Source organism: Pseudaeromonas sharmana, assembly GCF_042649925.1.
Taxonomy (GTDB): domain Bacteria; phylum Pseudomonadota; class Gammaproteobacteria; order Enterobacterales; family Aeromonadaceae; genus Pseudaeromonas; species Pseudaeromonas sharmana.
Map to the genome: position 1 here is coordinate 487,564 of NZ_JBHSAF010000001.1, position 14,736 is coordinate 502,299.

General features: G+C 57.8%; 14 protein-coding genes and 1 other RNA gene. 8 read left to right on the forward strand and 7 right to left on the reverse strand.

The window, feature by feature from the left end; translation table 11 throughout:
• Window positions 1-99 precede the first annotated feature (99 nt).
• The 4 genes from ACFOSS_RS02310 (at window position 100) to ACFOSS_RS02325 (ending at window position 4,730) form a co-directional block, all read left to right on the forward strand.
• Window positions 100-699, forward strand: coding sequence for an HAD family hydrolase (locus ACFOSS_RS02310; RefSeq protein ID WP_377150647.1), 600 nt, complete (start codon window positions 100-102; stop codon window positions 697-699).
• A 506-nt stretch (window positions 700-1,205) separates the two neighbouring features.
• Entirely contained in the window at window positions 1,206-2,414 is a 1,209-nt protein-coding gene (locus ACFOSS_RS02315; protein ID WP_377150402.1) for an acetate kinase, read from the forward strand.
• A gap of 135 nt (window positions 2,415-2,549) precedes the next feature.
• A complete protein-coding gene (gene galE / locus ACFOSS_RS02320; protein ID WP_377150403.1) occupies window positions 2,550-3,563 on the forward strand; it encodes a UDP-glucose 4-epimerase GalE in 1,014 nt (337 codons plus the stop codon).
• Between the two features lie 135 nt (window positions 3,564-3,698).
• The gene (locus tag ACFOSS_RS02325) at window positions 3,699-4,730 is read left to right on the forward strand and encodes a hypothetical protein (RefSeq protein WP_377150404.1); all 1,032 of its coding nucleotides are present in this window, start codon (window positions 3,699-3,701) and stop codon (window positions 4,728-4,730) included.
• Between the two features lie 63 nt (window positions 4,731-4,793).
• Here ACFOSS_RS02325 and rpiA read toward each other — a convergent pair whose 3' ends face one another.
• The 4 genes from rpiA to zapA form a co-directional block, all read right to left on the reverse strand.
• Window positions 4,794-5,453 carry a ribose-5-phosphate isomerase RpiA gene (gene rpiA, locus ACFOSS_RS02330; RefSeq protein ID WP_377150405.1) on the reverse strand — a complete coding sequence of 220 codons (660 nt, stop codon included), beginning with the start codon at window positions 5,451-5,453 and terminating at the stop codon, window positions 4,794-4,796.
• Between the two features lie 61 nt (window positions 5,454-5,514).
• Complete coding sequence (locus tag ACFOSS_RS02335; RefSeq protein ID WP_377150406.1) at window positions 5,515-6,102, reverse strand: 5-formyltetrahydrofolate cyclo-ligase; 588 nt, start codon at window positions 6,100-6,102, stop codon at window positions 5,515-5,517.
• A gap of 4 nt (window positions 6,103-6,106) precedes the next feature.
• A non-coding RNA gene (gene ssrS / locus ACFOSS_RS02340) (6S RNA) lies at window positions 6,107-6,290 on the reverse strand.
• A gap of 14 nt (window positions 6,291-6,304) precedes the next feature.
• A complete protein-coding gene (gene zapA, locus ACFOSS_RS02345; protein ID WP_377150407.1) occupies window positions 6,305-6,622 on the reverse strand; it encodes a cell division protein ZapA in 318 nt (105 codons plus the stop codon).
• Window positions 6,623-6,790: 168 nt separating this feature from the next.
• On the opposite strand from zapA, the gene ACFOSS_RS02350 reads away from it, so the two are divergent.
• From ACFOSS_RS02350 to ACFOSS_RS02360, 3 genes are read left to right on the forward strand one after another with little or no spacing between them, the layout of a single operon-like run.
• Window positions 6,791-7,360, forward strand: coding sequence for a UPF0149 family protein (locus ACFOSS_RS02350; protein WP_377150408.1), 570 nt, complete (start codon window positions 6,791-6,793; stop codon window positions 7,358-7,360).
• 55 nt (window positions 7,361-7,415) lie between these two features.
• Window positions 7,416-8,612 carry a 2-octaprenyl-6-methoxyphenyl hydroxylase gene (gene ubiH / locus ACFOSS_RS02355; RefSeq protein ID WP_377150409.1) on the forward strand — a complete coding sequence of 399 codons (1,197 nt, stop codon included), beginning with the start codon at window positions 7,416-7,418 and terminating at the stop codon, window positions 8,610-8,612.
• A 2-nt stretch (window positions 8,613-8,614) separates the two neighbouring features.
• Window positions 8,615-9,805 carry an FAD-dependent oxidoreductase gene (locus tag ACFOSS_RS02360; protein ID WP_377150410.1) on the forward strand — a complete coding sequence of 397 codons (1,191 nt, stop codon included), beginning with the start codon at window positions 8,615-8,617 and terminating at the stop codon, window positions 9,803-9,805.
• On the opposite strand, the gene ACFOSS_RS02365 is transcribed toward ACFOSS_RS02360, so the two are convergent.
• Window positions 9,779-12,172 (reverse strand): putative bifunctional diguanylate cyclase/phosphodiesterase, encoded by a 2,394-nt coding sequence (locus ACFOSS_RS02365; RefSeq protein WP_377150411.1) that lies wholly within the window; start codon window positions 12,170-12,172, stop codon window positions 9,779-9,781. The two genes, ACFOSS_RS02360 and ACFOSS_RS02365, sit on opposite strands and share 27 nt — an antisense overlap.
• A gap of 271 nt (window positions 12,173-12,443) precedes the next feature.
• Between ACFOSS_RS02365 and gcvH the strand changes: the two genes are divergently transcribed.
• A complete protein-coding gene (gcvH, locus tag ACFOSS_RS02370) occupies window positions 12,444-12,839 on the forward strand; it encodes a glycine cleavage system protein GcvH (protein ID WP_377150412.1) in 396 nt (131 codons plus the stop codon).
• Between the two features lie 216 nt (window positions 12,840-13,055).
• Here the strand turns inward: gcvH and ACFOSS_RS02375 are convergent, their stop codons facing one another.
• Together ACFOSS_RS02375 and ACFOSS_RS02380 are read right to left on the reverse strand one after the other, a co-directional pair.
• Window positions 13,056-13,886, reverse strand: a complete 831-nt coding sequence (locus ACFOSS_RS02375) for an ATP-binding protein (RefSeq protein WP_377150413.1) — start codon at window positions 13,884-13,886, stop codon at window positions 13,056-13,058.
• On the reverse strand, window positions 13,876-14,580 hold the full coding sequence (locus ACFOSS_RS02380) for a DnaT-like ssDNA-binding domain-containing protein (protein ID WP_377150414.1): 705 nt from the start codon (window positions 14,578-14,580) through the stop codon (window positions 13,876-13,878). Before ACFOSS_RS02380 ends, ACFOSS_RS02375 begins: the two co-directional genes overlap by 11 nt.
• Window positions 14,581-14,736 lie beyond the last annotated feature (156 nt).

Here is a 14,736-nt window from a genome sequence, read left to right on the forward strand (position 1 = left end):
GGCAAAAATGGTATCGTGTCGTTCCTGCGCCAATTGGCGCGCAAGCAGTATGACAAGCAAGCCCGGCCGCAACAAGAGGCGGACCGACAAGGAGGGGGCGTGAACCTGATTTTTGATTTGGGCAATGTGCTGGTGCGGTGGGATCCGGTGGCGATCACCCGCAGTGTGGTGCCGGGACCGGGCGCGGTGCGTCTGGCCGAGCACCTGTTTGCCCATAGCGACTGGCTGGACGTGGACCGTGGCGTCCTGACGCTGGAGCAGGCGACAGCCCGTGCCGTCGAGCGCACCGATGTGGATGAGCACATCGTTGCCGGCGCCTTTGCTGCCGTGGCGCCGTCGCTGCAACCGTTGCCCGAGAGCGTGGCGCTGCTGCGTGAGCTTCAGTCTCAGGGTCATGCGCTGTATGCGTTGTCCAACATGGGCCACGACAGCGCCCACTGGCTGGCACAGCATGCGCCGTTCTGGGATGCCTTTCGCGGCGTCGTCATCTCGGCGCAGGAGCAACTCATCAAGCCCGAGGCGGCACTGTTCGAGCGCTTGCTGCAGCGCTATGCGCTGAGTGCCGCCGAGTGCGTGTTCATCGACGACTCCCAGGCCAACGTCGATGCGGCGCGGGCGTTGGGCATGACGGCACTGCACTTTACCGATGCGGCCAGCTGTCGCGCCGAACTGGTTCAACTGGGAGCATTGCCCGCCTGAGGCGTGGCAAGCTCACGGATGAAACCAAGCATCATGCTGGAAGCACAACCGGGCCTGGATGGGGTTGCGAACCGCCTGCGAACACGCAGTAAGCGTTTTCATTCTGACCAGGCAAGAGTGTGAGCCTGATCCTAATCAATAAACAGCCGGATCCGCCCGGTTGTCGGCTTTAGCCGCTGCGCTGAAAGTGGTACTTTTAGCGCGACTTGAAACAAATTGATACAGAGGCTGGCCGGCCCGGGGTCCGTCATCTGTCTGTCAGCTCCCTGACAATTCCGCTGCGCCGGTTGTCGGAAACCCGGTCGCCATGGCATCTGACGCGCCGTTTCGGCCGCCACCAGACGCCGATGTGCGTTGGCATGGTTTCTGATGGTGTAAGCGGGGTTGCTCCGGGCTGTTTGCCGGGACGATTAATTTGGTGGCCATCGCTGGATGCCTGATGGGCGTTCACCCTGACCTTGAACAGCGTTGGCATCGCAGGATGCCTGCAGCAAAGCGAGGAGAGAATGGATACAAGCAAAAACCAGACTGTGCTGGTACTCAACTGTGGTAGTTCTTCACTGAAGTTCGCGATCATCAATCCCGAGAGTGGACAGCAGTACCTGAGCGGTCTGGCCGAGGCACTGACCCTCCCGGAAGCCCAAATCAGCTGGCGTTTCGGTGAGGACGGTGACAAGCAAAAAGCGGCCCTCCCTTCCGGCGCCGATCACACCGCCGCCCTGACCTTCCTGGAAGAGCAGGTGCTGCATGGCCAGCAAGGATTGCTGGACTCGCTGGTGGCGGTAGGGCACCGCGTGGTGAACGGCGGCGAATACTTCTCTGAACCTGTGCTGGTGAATGATGAAGTCGAGCAGATCATCGAAAAATGTATCCCGCTGGCGCCACTGCACAACCCCGCCCACCTGCTGGGGATCCGCGCCGCCCGCCGTCTCTTCTCCTCCTTGCCTCACGTCCTCGTCTTCGATACCGCTTTCCACCAGACCATGCCTGCGGCCGCATTCCGTTATGCACTGCCGGACGAGCTGTATCACGAGCACGGCGTACGCCGTTACGGCATGCACGGCACCAGCCACTACTATGTCGCCGTCAAGGCCGCTGAATGGCTGGGCCAGCCGGTGGAGGAGACCAACGTCATCACCGCCCACCTGGGTAATGGTGCCTCGGTCTGCGCGGTGAAGAACGGCAAGAGCGTCGACACCAGCATGGGCATGACTCCGCTGGAAGGGCTGATGATGGGCACCCGTTGCGGTAACGTCGACCCGTCTATCGTCTTCTTCATGGTCGATGAGCTGGGGTACACCCTGGATCAGGTCAAGGATGTGCTGAACAAGAAGTCCGGTCTGCTCGGTATCTCCGGCAAGACCAGCGATTTTCGTGGTATCACCCAGGGCGTGGAAGAGGGCGACGAGAATGCCAAGCTGGCCTTCGACATGTTCTGCTACCGCCTGGCCAAGTTCATCGCTTCCTACTATGTCAGCCTGGGCCGTGTCGATGCGCTGGTGTTCACCGGTGGCATTGGCGAGAACTCGCTGATGATGCGCAGCCGTGTGCTGGAGCTGCTGGCACCGTTCGGCTTTGTCGAAGACGTCAAGGGCAATGAAGCCGCGCGCTTCGGTAACGGTGGTCTCATCACCGTTGCGGATTCAGCCAAGGCATTTGTCATTCCGACCAACGAAGAGCTGGTGATCGCCCAAGGCGCCGCGCGTTTCGCCTGACCGGTTTGTCATACCGCAAAGCCCGCCGATTTGGCGGGCTTTTTGTTTCGGTTGGCAGGGGATGGGTTCCGGTTGCCGCTGCAGTCGGCTACCATGGGGCCGCTGGTTTATAACGAATAACGAAAGGAATGAGTCATGCAAGTACTGGTTACCGGCGGTGCCGGCTATATCGGCAGCCATACCGTGGTTGAGCTGCTCAACGCTGGCCATGATGTTGTGGTGGTCGACAACTTCTGCAACTCGCAACCTGTGGTGCTGGATCGTATCGAGACCATCTGTCAGCGCCGGCCGGTATTCTATGAACTGGATGTGCGCGATGGTGCGGCACTGGACAAGGTGTTTGCCGCCCATGCCTTCGATGCGGTGATCCACTTCGCCGGTCTCAAGGCGGTAGGGGAGTCGTGCCGTATTCCGTTGACCTATTACCAGAACAATATCGCCGCCACGTTGACGCTGTGCGAGGCGATGAGCCGCGCCAATGTTTTCAATCTGGTATTCAGTTCGTCGGCTACCGTATATGGCGACCCGCAGTCGGTGCCGATCCGCGAGGATTTCCCGTTGTCGGCGACCAATCCGTATGGCCGTTCCAAGCTGATGGTCGAGGAGATTCTGCGCGATCTGGTGCGCGCCGATGAACGCTGGGGGGTGGTGCTACTGCGTTACTTCAACCCGGTCGGCGCCCACAGCAGTGGTCTGATTGGTGAAGACCCGAACGGCATTCCGAATAACCTGCTGCCGTTTATCACTCAGGTGGCGGTCGGACGCCTGCCGCAGTTGTCGGTATTCGGTGATGACTATGCGACCCCGGATGGCACTGGCGTGCGCGACTATATCCATGTCGTCGATCTGGCGATCGGCCACCTCAAGGCCTTGCAGCGTATCGTCAGCGACCGCGGTGTGTTCACCTACAACCTCGGCACCGGCAAAGGCTACTCTGTACTGGAGATGGTCAAGGCATTTGAGGCTGCATCCGGTACGGCGATCCCGTACCGCATCACGCCGCGCCGGCCAGGTGATATCGCCGAATGCTGGGCCGATGCGGCATTAGCCCGTGACGAGCTGGGCTGGCGCGCGGAACGGGGTCTTGAGCAGATGATGCAGGATAGCTGGCACTGGCAATCGAGCAATCCGCAAGGCTATAAGTGCTGATCGGAGCTGAAGCACGATTTCCGCATTCAGCGCTAGAGTCAGGTGCAGTCCGGCAGTAAATAACGTACTATGCCTGTCTCTGCGCGGAGGTCCGCCAGGGTGTTTACAAAAAGAATGCGGTGAGCTTTTATCTCTATGATGCTCTATTTCCTGTCGTTTTTTGTGCTCTGTTTCGCGATGACGGGCGTGGCCCGTCGTTATGCCATCTGGCGGCATGCGATGGCGATCCCGGAATTCCGGCATCATCATCTGGAGCCGGTACCTCGTGGCGGCGGCATTGCGCTGGTCATCACCATGATTACGCTCAATCTGCTGATGTACCGCTTTCACCTGATCGATATTGCGACGGCACGTAGCCTGAGTTTTTCCGGCTTCTTCCTGCTGCTGGCGTGTATTGCCAACGATCTCAAGCCTCTGCCTCCCCTCGGGCGCTTCGTGCTGCAGGTTGTTGCCGTGGTCTTGGCATTGATCTGGTATAACCGTGATCTGATCGTCATCGTACTCGACAGTTACCTGTACTTATCGGGTCTCTGGATCCCGGTGCTGGGTTTGCTGCTGCTCGGGCTTATCAAGCTGAATAATGTCATGAACGAGGTGGATGGCATGGTCGCCAGCCAGGCGTTCACCATGGTGTTTGCATCCGCCTGTCTGCTGGCTATCTCGGGGGAAGAGCAGTGGACTGTGCCGTTGATTCTGATCTGTGCTCCTATCCTCGGTTTTCTGGCGTGGAACTGGCCGCCGGCGCGCATCATGATGGGGGATGCCGGCAGCAGCTTCCTCGGTCTGTTCATCAGCCTGCTCGGCCTGCACCTGGCCGGAGATACCTCGATCAACCTCTGGGTCTGGCTGGTGATGATGTCGGTGTTTATCAGTGACGTTGTGACTACGCTGGTGTGTCGCCTGTTGCGCAAGCAGGAGTGGCGGCCATCACTGCATAAGATGCACGGCTATCAGATCCTGGCGCGCCGCTGGGACAGTCACTTCTATGTCACGCTGTTGCTGTGCGTATTGAACTGGCTGTGGCTGTTCCCGCTGGCCTGGCTGGCGATGGAGTTCGAGAACTATGGTCTTTTCATCTGGTTTGCATCCTTGCTACCGCTGGTGGCCGGGACTCTCTATCTGCAATATCGTCCTGATGACGAGCATGAACCCCATGCTCAGCTCTGAGCCTGAGGCGCAACCAGATAACAAAAAGCCCGCGGATGCGGGCTTTTTGCATTTATCAGCCGCTTAGCGGCTCAGGGTGCGCACCCCTTCCGGTGCGCCGACCAGCAGCACATCTGCACCGCGATGGGCAAACAGCCCGACGGTGACAACGCCAACCAGATTGTTGAGGGTGTTTTCCAACCCCTTGGCATCGGTGATCTGCAGACCGTGGACATCGAGGATGTCATTGCCATTGTCGGTGACAACGCCCTGACGGTAGACAGGGTCGCCGCCGAGTTTACGCAGTTCGCGCGCCACATATTCGCGCGCCATCGGAATCACTTCGACCGGCAGCGGGAACTTGCCGAGCACGTCCACTTGCTTGCTGTTATCGACGATGCAGATGAAACGCTTGGCAACCGCGGCAACGATCTTTTCGCGTGTCAGCGCGGCACCGCCGCCCTTGATCATTTCCATCTGGGCGTTGATTTCGTCGGCACCATCGACATAGATGTCAAAACCGTCAATGTCATTCAGATCCATGACCGGAATGCCAAGCGCCTTGAGGCGTTCGGTTGAGGCGATGGAGCTGGATACCGCTGCCTGGATCTGATCCTTGATGCTGGCGAGCGCATCGATGAAAAAGTTGACGGTAGAGCCGGTGCCGACACCGACAATGGTGCCTGGCTGAACATAGGCCAGTGCTGCCTGACCGGCCGCTTTTTTCATTTCATCTTGAGTCACTTGCTTCTCCTGCGTGTGTGGCTGCGGCGGATTATAGCGAAGAAGTGACGTCACTGCAGCGTCAAGCTGGCCAGTGCCAGCGACGGGCCGGGGTGAGAATTTCCGGTAGCGGTACATCCCAGCTCTCCACCGGAATCTGTTCGACCTGCTGGCAATCGTGTGCCAGTCCGATCGGGTAGGGGCCCAGGCGGTGATGATGCCAGCTGCTCAAGGTTCGATCGTAGAAGCCGCCACCCATGCCGAGCCGGTTACCGAGCTGGTCAAATGCAACCAGCGGCGTGAACAGGATATCTATGCTGGCTTTGCTGATGATGTGCTGACAATTGAGCTCGGGCTCGGGGATGCCAAAGCGGTTGCTGCTCATGGGGGTCGTCGGTGTGAAATCGACAAACAGCAGATGTCCCTTGCTGAACGGGTGCAACACCGGCAGGCAGACGGCGATGTCATGCTGCCAGCACCAGGCAATCGCCTCCCGGGTATCGAGTTCACCATCGCTGGCCAGATAAAGCGCCACTCTGCGGGCGCGGCGAATCAACGGATGCTGTTCGAAATGGGGCACCAACGACAGTGCTGCCTGCCGTTGTGTCTCGGCAGGCAGTTCACGTCTGAGTTGGCGGACAGTATTACGCAGGGATTGTCTGGTAATCATGGAATGGAACCCCGGTGGTGCCGTTGCAGGTCGTGGCCCTTGAACCCAAAAGGTTCAAGGCGGAAATCTGGATCCAACCGTAGGCTTCTCGGTACGAGCCGAGCATGCTCAATAGTCAGAAGGCGACTTCCTAAGGTAAACATATCGGCTCAGGGACTTTAACCCGCTGACGCACACCCCAGGGAGAATCTTTTACTAAAATTTATTGGCGCAACAGTCTTCCCTGCTCCTGCAGGGCTTCTTCTATGGTCGTTTGCAGCATTCTGATGCGCTGATCCATAGTTTCAGAGTATTGGCGGTTCTTGTTTTTTTCAAGTGCCAATTCATGACAAAAATTAAGTGCCGCCATAACTGCCAACTGCTCGTTGTTGCTGCTACGGGAACGTTGACGCATTTGAGCCAGCAGCTCGTTAAGCTCGGCAGCGGCAGCGCGCAAAGCACCACCCTGACCGGTTTGGCAAGAAAGCTTATAGATGCGTCCCATGATATTGATTTCTACCGCTTCAATCCCGGTGGTCATGCGATCCTCAGTGTCTCTTCTTGCTGCGGGGGCTGGATTCTTAAGGGGCGACTATATAGTGCAGATCCCCAAGTTTCAAGGCTTGGCTGGCCGCCAAACAGTGGCAGTGATAGGATCATCGCCTTTATTCCGAGTGAATGCCGATTTCTTGTTCAGGGGAACCAAATAATGAGCACACACAATCTGTTTGAGCACTACGAAGAGGCCTCAGCCCTGCTGTCATCCCAGGATGTCATGGCTTCTCCGGCGGAGTTGCATGGCGTGCTGTGCGGGTTGTTGTGTGGTGGTGCTCCGATAGCCAAGAGCCTGTGGTTGCAGGAGTTCAATGATCTGGTTAACGACGGAGCTCCCTTGCCGGAAGGGGTGACCAGCTGGTTGCGCGAGCTGTTTGCCGAGACCTTGGCGGGTTTGAGCGAGCAGAAGAGCCTGGTCCTGCTGCTGCCGGATGATGACGAAGGGCTGGATGAGCGTCTGCTGGCCATGGCCGAATGGGCTCAGGCATTTTTGGCCGGGTTTGCCGTCATGCAGCGTGACCTGAACAAGGTCTCGGAAGAGTTGCAGGAGATGCTGGGTGACATCAGTCAAATCACCCAGCTCGATCAGGAGCTGGAAGAGAATGCCAGCGAGACCGAAGCCGATTATGTCGTCATCTACGAACACCTCAAGTTGGGGACCATGATGGCCTTTGAGGAGTGCGGGGTACGTCTTGCCGACGACGCCTCACCGACCATCCACTGAGATAGACCCAACTGTTACGCAGCTGATCCAACCGGCCAAGTGTAGGAATGCAAGCATGATGCAGTATGACTTTGTGATCGTCGGTGGTGGCATGACCGGCGCTACCATGGCGCTGGCACTGGCTTGCATGGGGCGCCGCTCAGGTCGTGCCGCCCGGATCCTGTTGCTGGACCAGCGGCGACTGGGGGCGGGAGCGCATCAAGGGTTTGATAGCCGGGCGATAGCCTTGTCCTACGGTAGTGAACTGGCCCTGCAGCAACTGGGCCTCGAGCGGGCGTTTCTGGCGCGTTGCGGGACCATCTCGTCCATTCATGTCAGTGACCGTGGCCATTACGGTCGGGTTGTCATGCGTGCCGATGAGTACCAGTTGCCGCATCTGGGGCGAGTTGTCGAGCTGAGCGATGTCGGACACGGCTTGCTGCAGGCGTTGCAGCAGGAGGCGCAGATTGAATACTGGGCGCCAGTCAGTGTAACGGCACTCACCCATAGTGATGCAGGCATGACACTGCAACTTGCCGATGGCCGGCAACTATGGAGCGCACAAGTGCTGCTGGCCGATGGCGGTGAGTCCCATTGGCGTGCAGCGCTGGGTTTGCGCTGGCAGGAGGTGCATTTTGCCCAGCAGGCACTGGTTACCACGGTGCAGAGCCAGAGCGCATTGCCCGGTCGCGCCTGGGAACGGTTCACTGACGAAGGGCCGTTGGCGTTGCTACCGCTGGGCGATGGCCGTTTCTCGGTGGTCTGGACACTGGCGCCAAAGCGGGTCGAAGCGATGATGGCACTGACCGATGCCGCCTTGCTGCAGCACTTGCAACACCGATTTGGTTATCGCGCCGGCCGGTTCTGCCGGATTGGGCAGCGTACAGTCTATCCCCTGGTCATGCGCCAGGCGCTGGAGGTGGCTCAACCCGGTTGTGTCTTGCTCGGTAATGCAGCACACCAGTTGCATCCCGTTGCCGGACAGGGTTTCAATCTGGCGCTGCGCGATGTGATGACCTTCTACCGCTTGCAATCGGCGTGCTGGCAGGCTGGGGCCGCAGCCGGCGGTGCTGGGCTGGCTGAGGCGTACCAGCAACAGCGGCATGCCGATGTGACGCGCACGCTGGGTCTGACGCAGAGTCTGGCGACCCTGTTTGCCAGTAATGCCGACCCGCTGGTCTATGGCCGAAACCTCGGCCTGTGGGCGATGAACCGTTGTGCCGATCTGAAGTGGGTGTTGGCCCGTCAGGCACTGGGAATGCTGGAGTCATGACTATGAGCAAGCAGAGTGATGTCATTATCGTTGGCGCCGGCATGGTCGGGCTGGCGTTGGCACTGGGTTTACAGCGTCTTGGGTTGAAAGTTCGGGTGTTGGAAAAGACGTTGCTAGCGGATACTCAACATGCGGATCACCGGGTGAGTGCGCTGAATCTGGCGTCGGAACGCATGTTGCGTCATCTCGGTGTCTGGGACCTGATCGCCGCGCGACAACCCTACCGGCAGATGCAGGTATGGGAGCAGGATGCGCATAGTCGGCTCTCCTTCTCGGCCGATGAGCTGCTGCAACCGGCGCTGGGACACATAGTGGCCAATCAGGCGGTGGTGGAGGCCTTGTTCCAGGCCCTGCAGAGCAGTGGTACCGAGGTGCGCTATGGTTGTGAACCGTTGCAGATTGAGGCGAGCGCCGAGGGCGTGAGTGTCAGGCTGGAGCATGACACGTTACAGGCTGCCTTGCTGGTTTCAGCTGAGGGGGCGCATTCCAGGCTTCGGGCTCACTATCATTTTCCGATGCTGGAGTGGGACTATGGTCATACCGCCCTGGTCGCCACCATAGCGACAGCCTTGCCCCATGAAGCGTGTGCCAGGCAGGTGTTTCTCCCCTCTGGCCCGCTGGCGTTGTTACCGTTGCCCGATGCACATCACTGCTCGATTGTCTGGTCGCTGCCGCCACAAGAGGCACAGGCGCTGCTGGCTCTGGATGCACCGGCATTTGCTCACCGTGTCTCGGTGGCCTCGGATATGGTGCTTGGCATGTGTCAACTGCTGACGCCGCGTCAGTCATTCCCATTGCGAGCCCGAATGGCGCGCGACTTGCTCCGCGGTCGCTGCCTGCTGGTGGGCGACGCGGCCCATACCATACACCCCCTGGCGGGACAAGGCGTCAACTTGGGGCTCATGGATGCGGCCGCCATCATAGAGGCGTTTGCCCGGTTGCCGAGTGGCAGCCAGTGGGATGGTGAATTGGCGTTTTTGCAACCCACCTTGCGCTGGCGCAAAACGGAAGCCGCTCAGATGCTGGCGGGCATGGAGGGCATCAAACAACTGTTTGCCACCGGAGGCGTCGTTCCTCCGCTGCGTCAGCTGGGTATGGCGGCCCTGCAACGCTCACCGGCGCTCAAGCGCCGGTTGATGCGTATTGCAATGGGGCTGGATGGCGAGTTACCGCTTATGGCTCGGGGTGGCTAATCCTAGCTGTTGCAGTTGAGTGAGGCTCGGTGTTGTGAGCTGGCTGCGCAGATCGCATTCGCCGATCGGAGCCATCAGCAGATTGCCTTGCAGCCGATCACAGCCGTATTCCTGCAACAGGCTGGCTTGTTGGCTGCTTTCTACCCCTTCACCAATGACGCGTTTACCCATGGAGTGGCTCATGCGAATGATGGAGCTGACCATCTGGCGATCGATCTCGCTATCGAGCATCTTGTCGGTAAAGCTGCCGTCGAGTTTGATCAAGTCAAACGGTGAACGGCTCAGGTAGGTCAGCGCCGAGTAGCCGGTACCAAAATCATCCAGCGTCAAGCGGAAGCCGGCCTGGTGCAGGCGGCGCAGCGCATTCTGTCCGGCGACGTAGTCGACCCGCAGCGCCTGTTCATTGACTTCGATAGCTACCCGGCCGGGAATAATGTGGTAAGTCAGTGTCAACTTTTCCAGAACGGATAATAAATCGGGATCCAGCAACTGATGGCCACTGAGGTTGATCGCCAGTTGCAAACCGGCCAGCCCGGCGCTATCAAGCTGACGCAGCTGGTTGAGTGAACGTTCGATCACCCAGTGACTCAATTCGCGCCCTTGTCGGCTGGCATCGAGGATCGGCATGAATTCGCTGGGGGCAATTGGCCCTTCCAGAGGGATCTGCCAGCGACACAAGGCTTCGATCATGGTCCAGCGGCCAGTGTCCGTAGCCATAATCGGTTGAAACTGCAACTGCAGTTCACCGTTGCGCAGCGACAGCGGAAAGCGTTGCTCGATAAACTGGGTGCGTACCGATTTCTGCTGCAGCATGGGGTTAAACAACTGATAGTACTGTTCGTCCTGGCGTGCGACTTCATTGAGTGCCAACTCAGCTTGACGCAGCAGTTCGGTCGCATCACAGCTGTCATTGTCGACATGCACTATCCCGGCAGCAAAGTGCAGCGTCTGTGGATAATTCCCCAGGCGAATGGCGTGATCCAGACGCTCCTGAAGCTTGCTCATCACCAGGTGCAGCTGATCTTTGTCTTGCAGGTGGGTCAGCAGGATGGCGAACATATTGCCCTGCAGATAACACAGCAGATCTGATTCCCGCATGGTATTGCGTAACACTTCCGCCACCTGCTGTAGTTGCCGCTCACCATCACCGGGTTGCACCAGCCGTTGTCGCATGCCGCGCACTTCCAGCAAAATGAGGGCTAACTGATCGGGATGGCGCTGCAGTGAGGCGATCTGACGGCGGACCTCAAAAATAAAACAATCCCGGTTGGGAAGCCCGGTCAGGGCATCATGCAGGTTACGCTGCTCCAGCAGGTGACGCTGTTTCTCCAGTTGCCGTTTTTGTTCATCAAGCTGGTGATGCAGACGACAGGAGAGGGTATGTAGATCGCTGATTTCATCAAGCTGCGGGTGCGGATCTCCTTGCACCATGGGCTCAAGCGCCAGCAGTTCACGGCGAAAGCCCAGTACGCGTTTGACTAGCACCATGATCCAGCACAGCAGCAGCAGACAAAGCAGCGCCAGCGCCATGAGCTTGCCGTCAATCCCTCCGGCATGCCATAACCCGCCGGACGCCGAAGCGGGCAGGAACAACATCAGGAATTGCTCTTCTGGTTGTTCCTCTGGCGCCATGTTCACCAGCACAGGATGTCGCTCTTCAAGCACACTCTGCTCCAGCAGTCCGATCAGGTCTCCCAGGGTGCGTAGCGGCCGAGGGTCCAACCCCTGCAGTGCGTGCTTGAGTTTATCGCCGACTGCAGTGGCGTTGAGCGAACTCCAGACGCTGTTCATCGACAGGCTGGCCCAATCCGGTTGGTTGTTTTCGGCATAGGGTAGGGCGCCGACAAAAAACAGGGGTGCCTGCATCTGGAGCGAAAGTTGTGCGAGGGTCTCATCCAGTGGGGAGATCAGCAATAGCCGGCCGGTTGATTGCTGTTGATGCAGACTGATGGTCTGCAGCAGCAGACAGCGGCGTTGGCAACTGATGCGCATCTGGATCCCGGAGCGGGGTTGCAGCTGTCTGAGCATGTCGTTGATCATGTCAACGTCAAACATCTCTTCGTGTTGCAGACGCGGCAGTGCCGTGTTGTCGGCAATCCATTGTACCAGCAGCAGCGGCGAGGGCAGATCAGACGCCTGTTGCGGAGTTTGTTGCCAAAAGTGTTTAGCGCTAGCTCTGTCGCGAGCGGCCTGTTGCTGCAGCAGGTAATGCAGCCAACGATCGGCGTCCCGCTGGTCGCCGAGTTGTGCTACGTACTGACGCTGATCGCTGATATAGCTGCTCCCGATCACCACAATACCGGTGATAAGCAGCACGGCGACTAACAATTGCAGTTTGAGAGGGAAGAGGCGTTGATTGAAAAACACGCTGTAATTCTCGTAATGGCCCACAGATTCGGGCGCTTCAGCCTTGATGCATGATGTAACGATAGTGGAAAGCAAGTCGCTCGCCCAGCAGCAGAGCCTGCTTTTCTCGATGTGATCCCGAATTCGAGGTCACATTTCTCATAACAAAATGCCGCCCGATTCAAGAAATTGGTGCAAACCTTTTCAACATGTCTCGAGCCGCTGTCTACACTGCGATGAGATAACAAGCCAACCTGCTGGTGTTGGTTGGTCGGACAGGTAGGAGTAGAAGATGAGTCATGTGCCTAGCGAACTGCTCTACACCTCAACCCATGAATGGTTGCGGATTGAAGAAAACAACGAGGCGGTGATAGGCATTACTTATCATGCCCAGCAGTTGTTGGGGGATATGGTGTTCGTCGAATTGCCAGAGTTGGGGACTGTGTTGGTGGAGGGCGATGATGCGGCGGTAGCCGAATCGGTCAAAGCGGCCTCGGATGTCTTCACCCCGGCGTCCGGCGAGGTGATCTGTATTAATGACGAACTGGAAGGGGCTCCAGAACAGATCAACCGCGATCCTTATGGTGCTGGCTGGTTATTCCGCTTGAAGTTGACCGATCTGGATGAGCTGGATGAGTTGATGGATGCCGAAGATTACCAGCAGTTGATCGAGAGCGAGCGCGACTAGTTCTACACAGGGTAAAGTGATTTATTATGCATTTTTGATGGTGATTAACACGATTAAATGCAATGTAAAACGTTTGCGCATTGCGTTAATTGTGGTAACTTATGCTCATTCAACGAGGGCGTGTCTCTCTTGAACATGCGATCGTGTATCGCGATTCCGTAGCACTTGTTTCTGCCCGGGTTGATCCCGGGCTTTTTTTTATTCGCACTGCGGCCGTTAACCTGGATAGTTACCGATATGAGGGCGACGGCTAGGCCCCGACAGATGAATATCGACCGGATTGAATGCCTTGATCGCCTCAAAGCAGAAGTCGCCCAGCGCTTGATGGAGTGAGGCGGGCGCATGGTTGGTAATCAAAATCACGCTTCTGGATAAATTCTTGCGACGACGCAACAGATGACCGAGGAAACTCGATTGGCTTTCCAGCAGCTTAGTCCGGTTGGAACCTATCTCGTCAATGATGAGCAGGTCGACCTCTTCCAACGCACGTCGGTAGCGGTTCCGCTCCTCCTGATCCTCGATCACACCAAAGAACAGCCGATCAACAATGGATGACCATTGCTGAAAAATGACCGACTTTTGGTGTTGGGCGATCAACTCATGCGCAATGGCGCCAGCAAGTGTGGATTTGCCAGTTCCATAACCACCGTAGATCAGGACACAGCTGCCACCATGGGCGGCCCAGTGTTCGAAGCCGCTGATAAAGGAGTGGGCGGTCTGGATGGCGTACTCCAGTGCTGGATCTTGATGATCCATGCGCGAGAAGAGCCAGTCCGGGCTCAAGTCTGCCTGCGCAATCAGCCGGGCGATGCGCTGCTGGCGGGCTAACTGCTGCTGTTGCTGGACATCCCGATTGGCTTGAGCCTCGTAGAGTTTGCGCAACTCATCATAACTGAGATCATGTTGCGAGGAGGCGTTGCGGCGTAAACGCTGGATGCGTTGCATCAGGGCATTCATCTGCTGATTCAACTGGGGATCCCGTTCCTGTCGTCCAGCTTCTGTATCCTGGCCGGCACTGTTAGTCGTGCGTTCGTATTCATTCTTCATGATCGGGTATTCCTGATTGAGATAGCGCATTGAGGCGCCGTGCTTCATCGATCATCTGCAGCGCGCGCTCACTGGGTTGACCAGCCTGTTCTGGCGACGCGGCAAGCGTCACGCTCTGGAAGCCGACGCGTGCAGTTTGTTCGGGATCGTGGCGCAAATAGCGACGCACCTTGAGTTTCTTGATGAATTTCAGCATCCACTGGTGATCGGTGGCATAGACTTCTGGCCGACCCAGCCAGTAGGCGATGAACTCGCCGAGCTCATCTTCGGCATACTGGCTGTCCGCCAGGCCACATAACTTGGCTAAATCGCCAAACTGGCTCCCTGGTCGCCAATCTGCCTGCATCGGTACCGCACTGGCCGCCACCGGCAGCGCAGCGCTGACCTGAGGTAACAGCGGTAAAAGCAGCTGGCAGCCGTGATAGTTAACGGGCGCAGCCGCCAGGGGATCCCGTAACAGTCCGGCATGCAGCAGTTCCTGCAGCAAGGCAGTGAGTTGACTGGCGTTGACTTGATAACTAAAACCGCCTATCTGTCGTGGATCTTCGACCGCAAGTGCCCGGCCGAGTACCGGATAGTTGATTACCACATAGCCCTGAGCATCTGCTTGCCTGCGCAAATGCAGATAGTACAGGCTGCGAGCCGGGTGGCTCAGCGTTGGCAGATTAAGTTGAGAGTACTCGGCTGGTGTCATCGGTCAGGCAGGGAAAAAATGGTAGGCCATTATCGGCCAAATGCCGTGCTTAGCCAATATTTTCACCGCGGAGTCTTGACTAGGCTTGCGCGTCACCACATTTTGCGAGCTATTACTCAAGACATAGAAAAAGCCACGGCTATTCAGGCCGGCGCC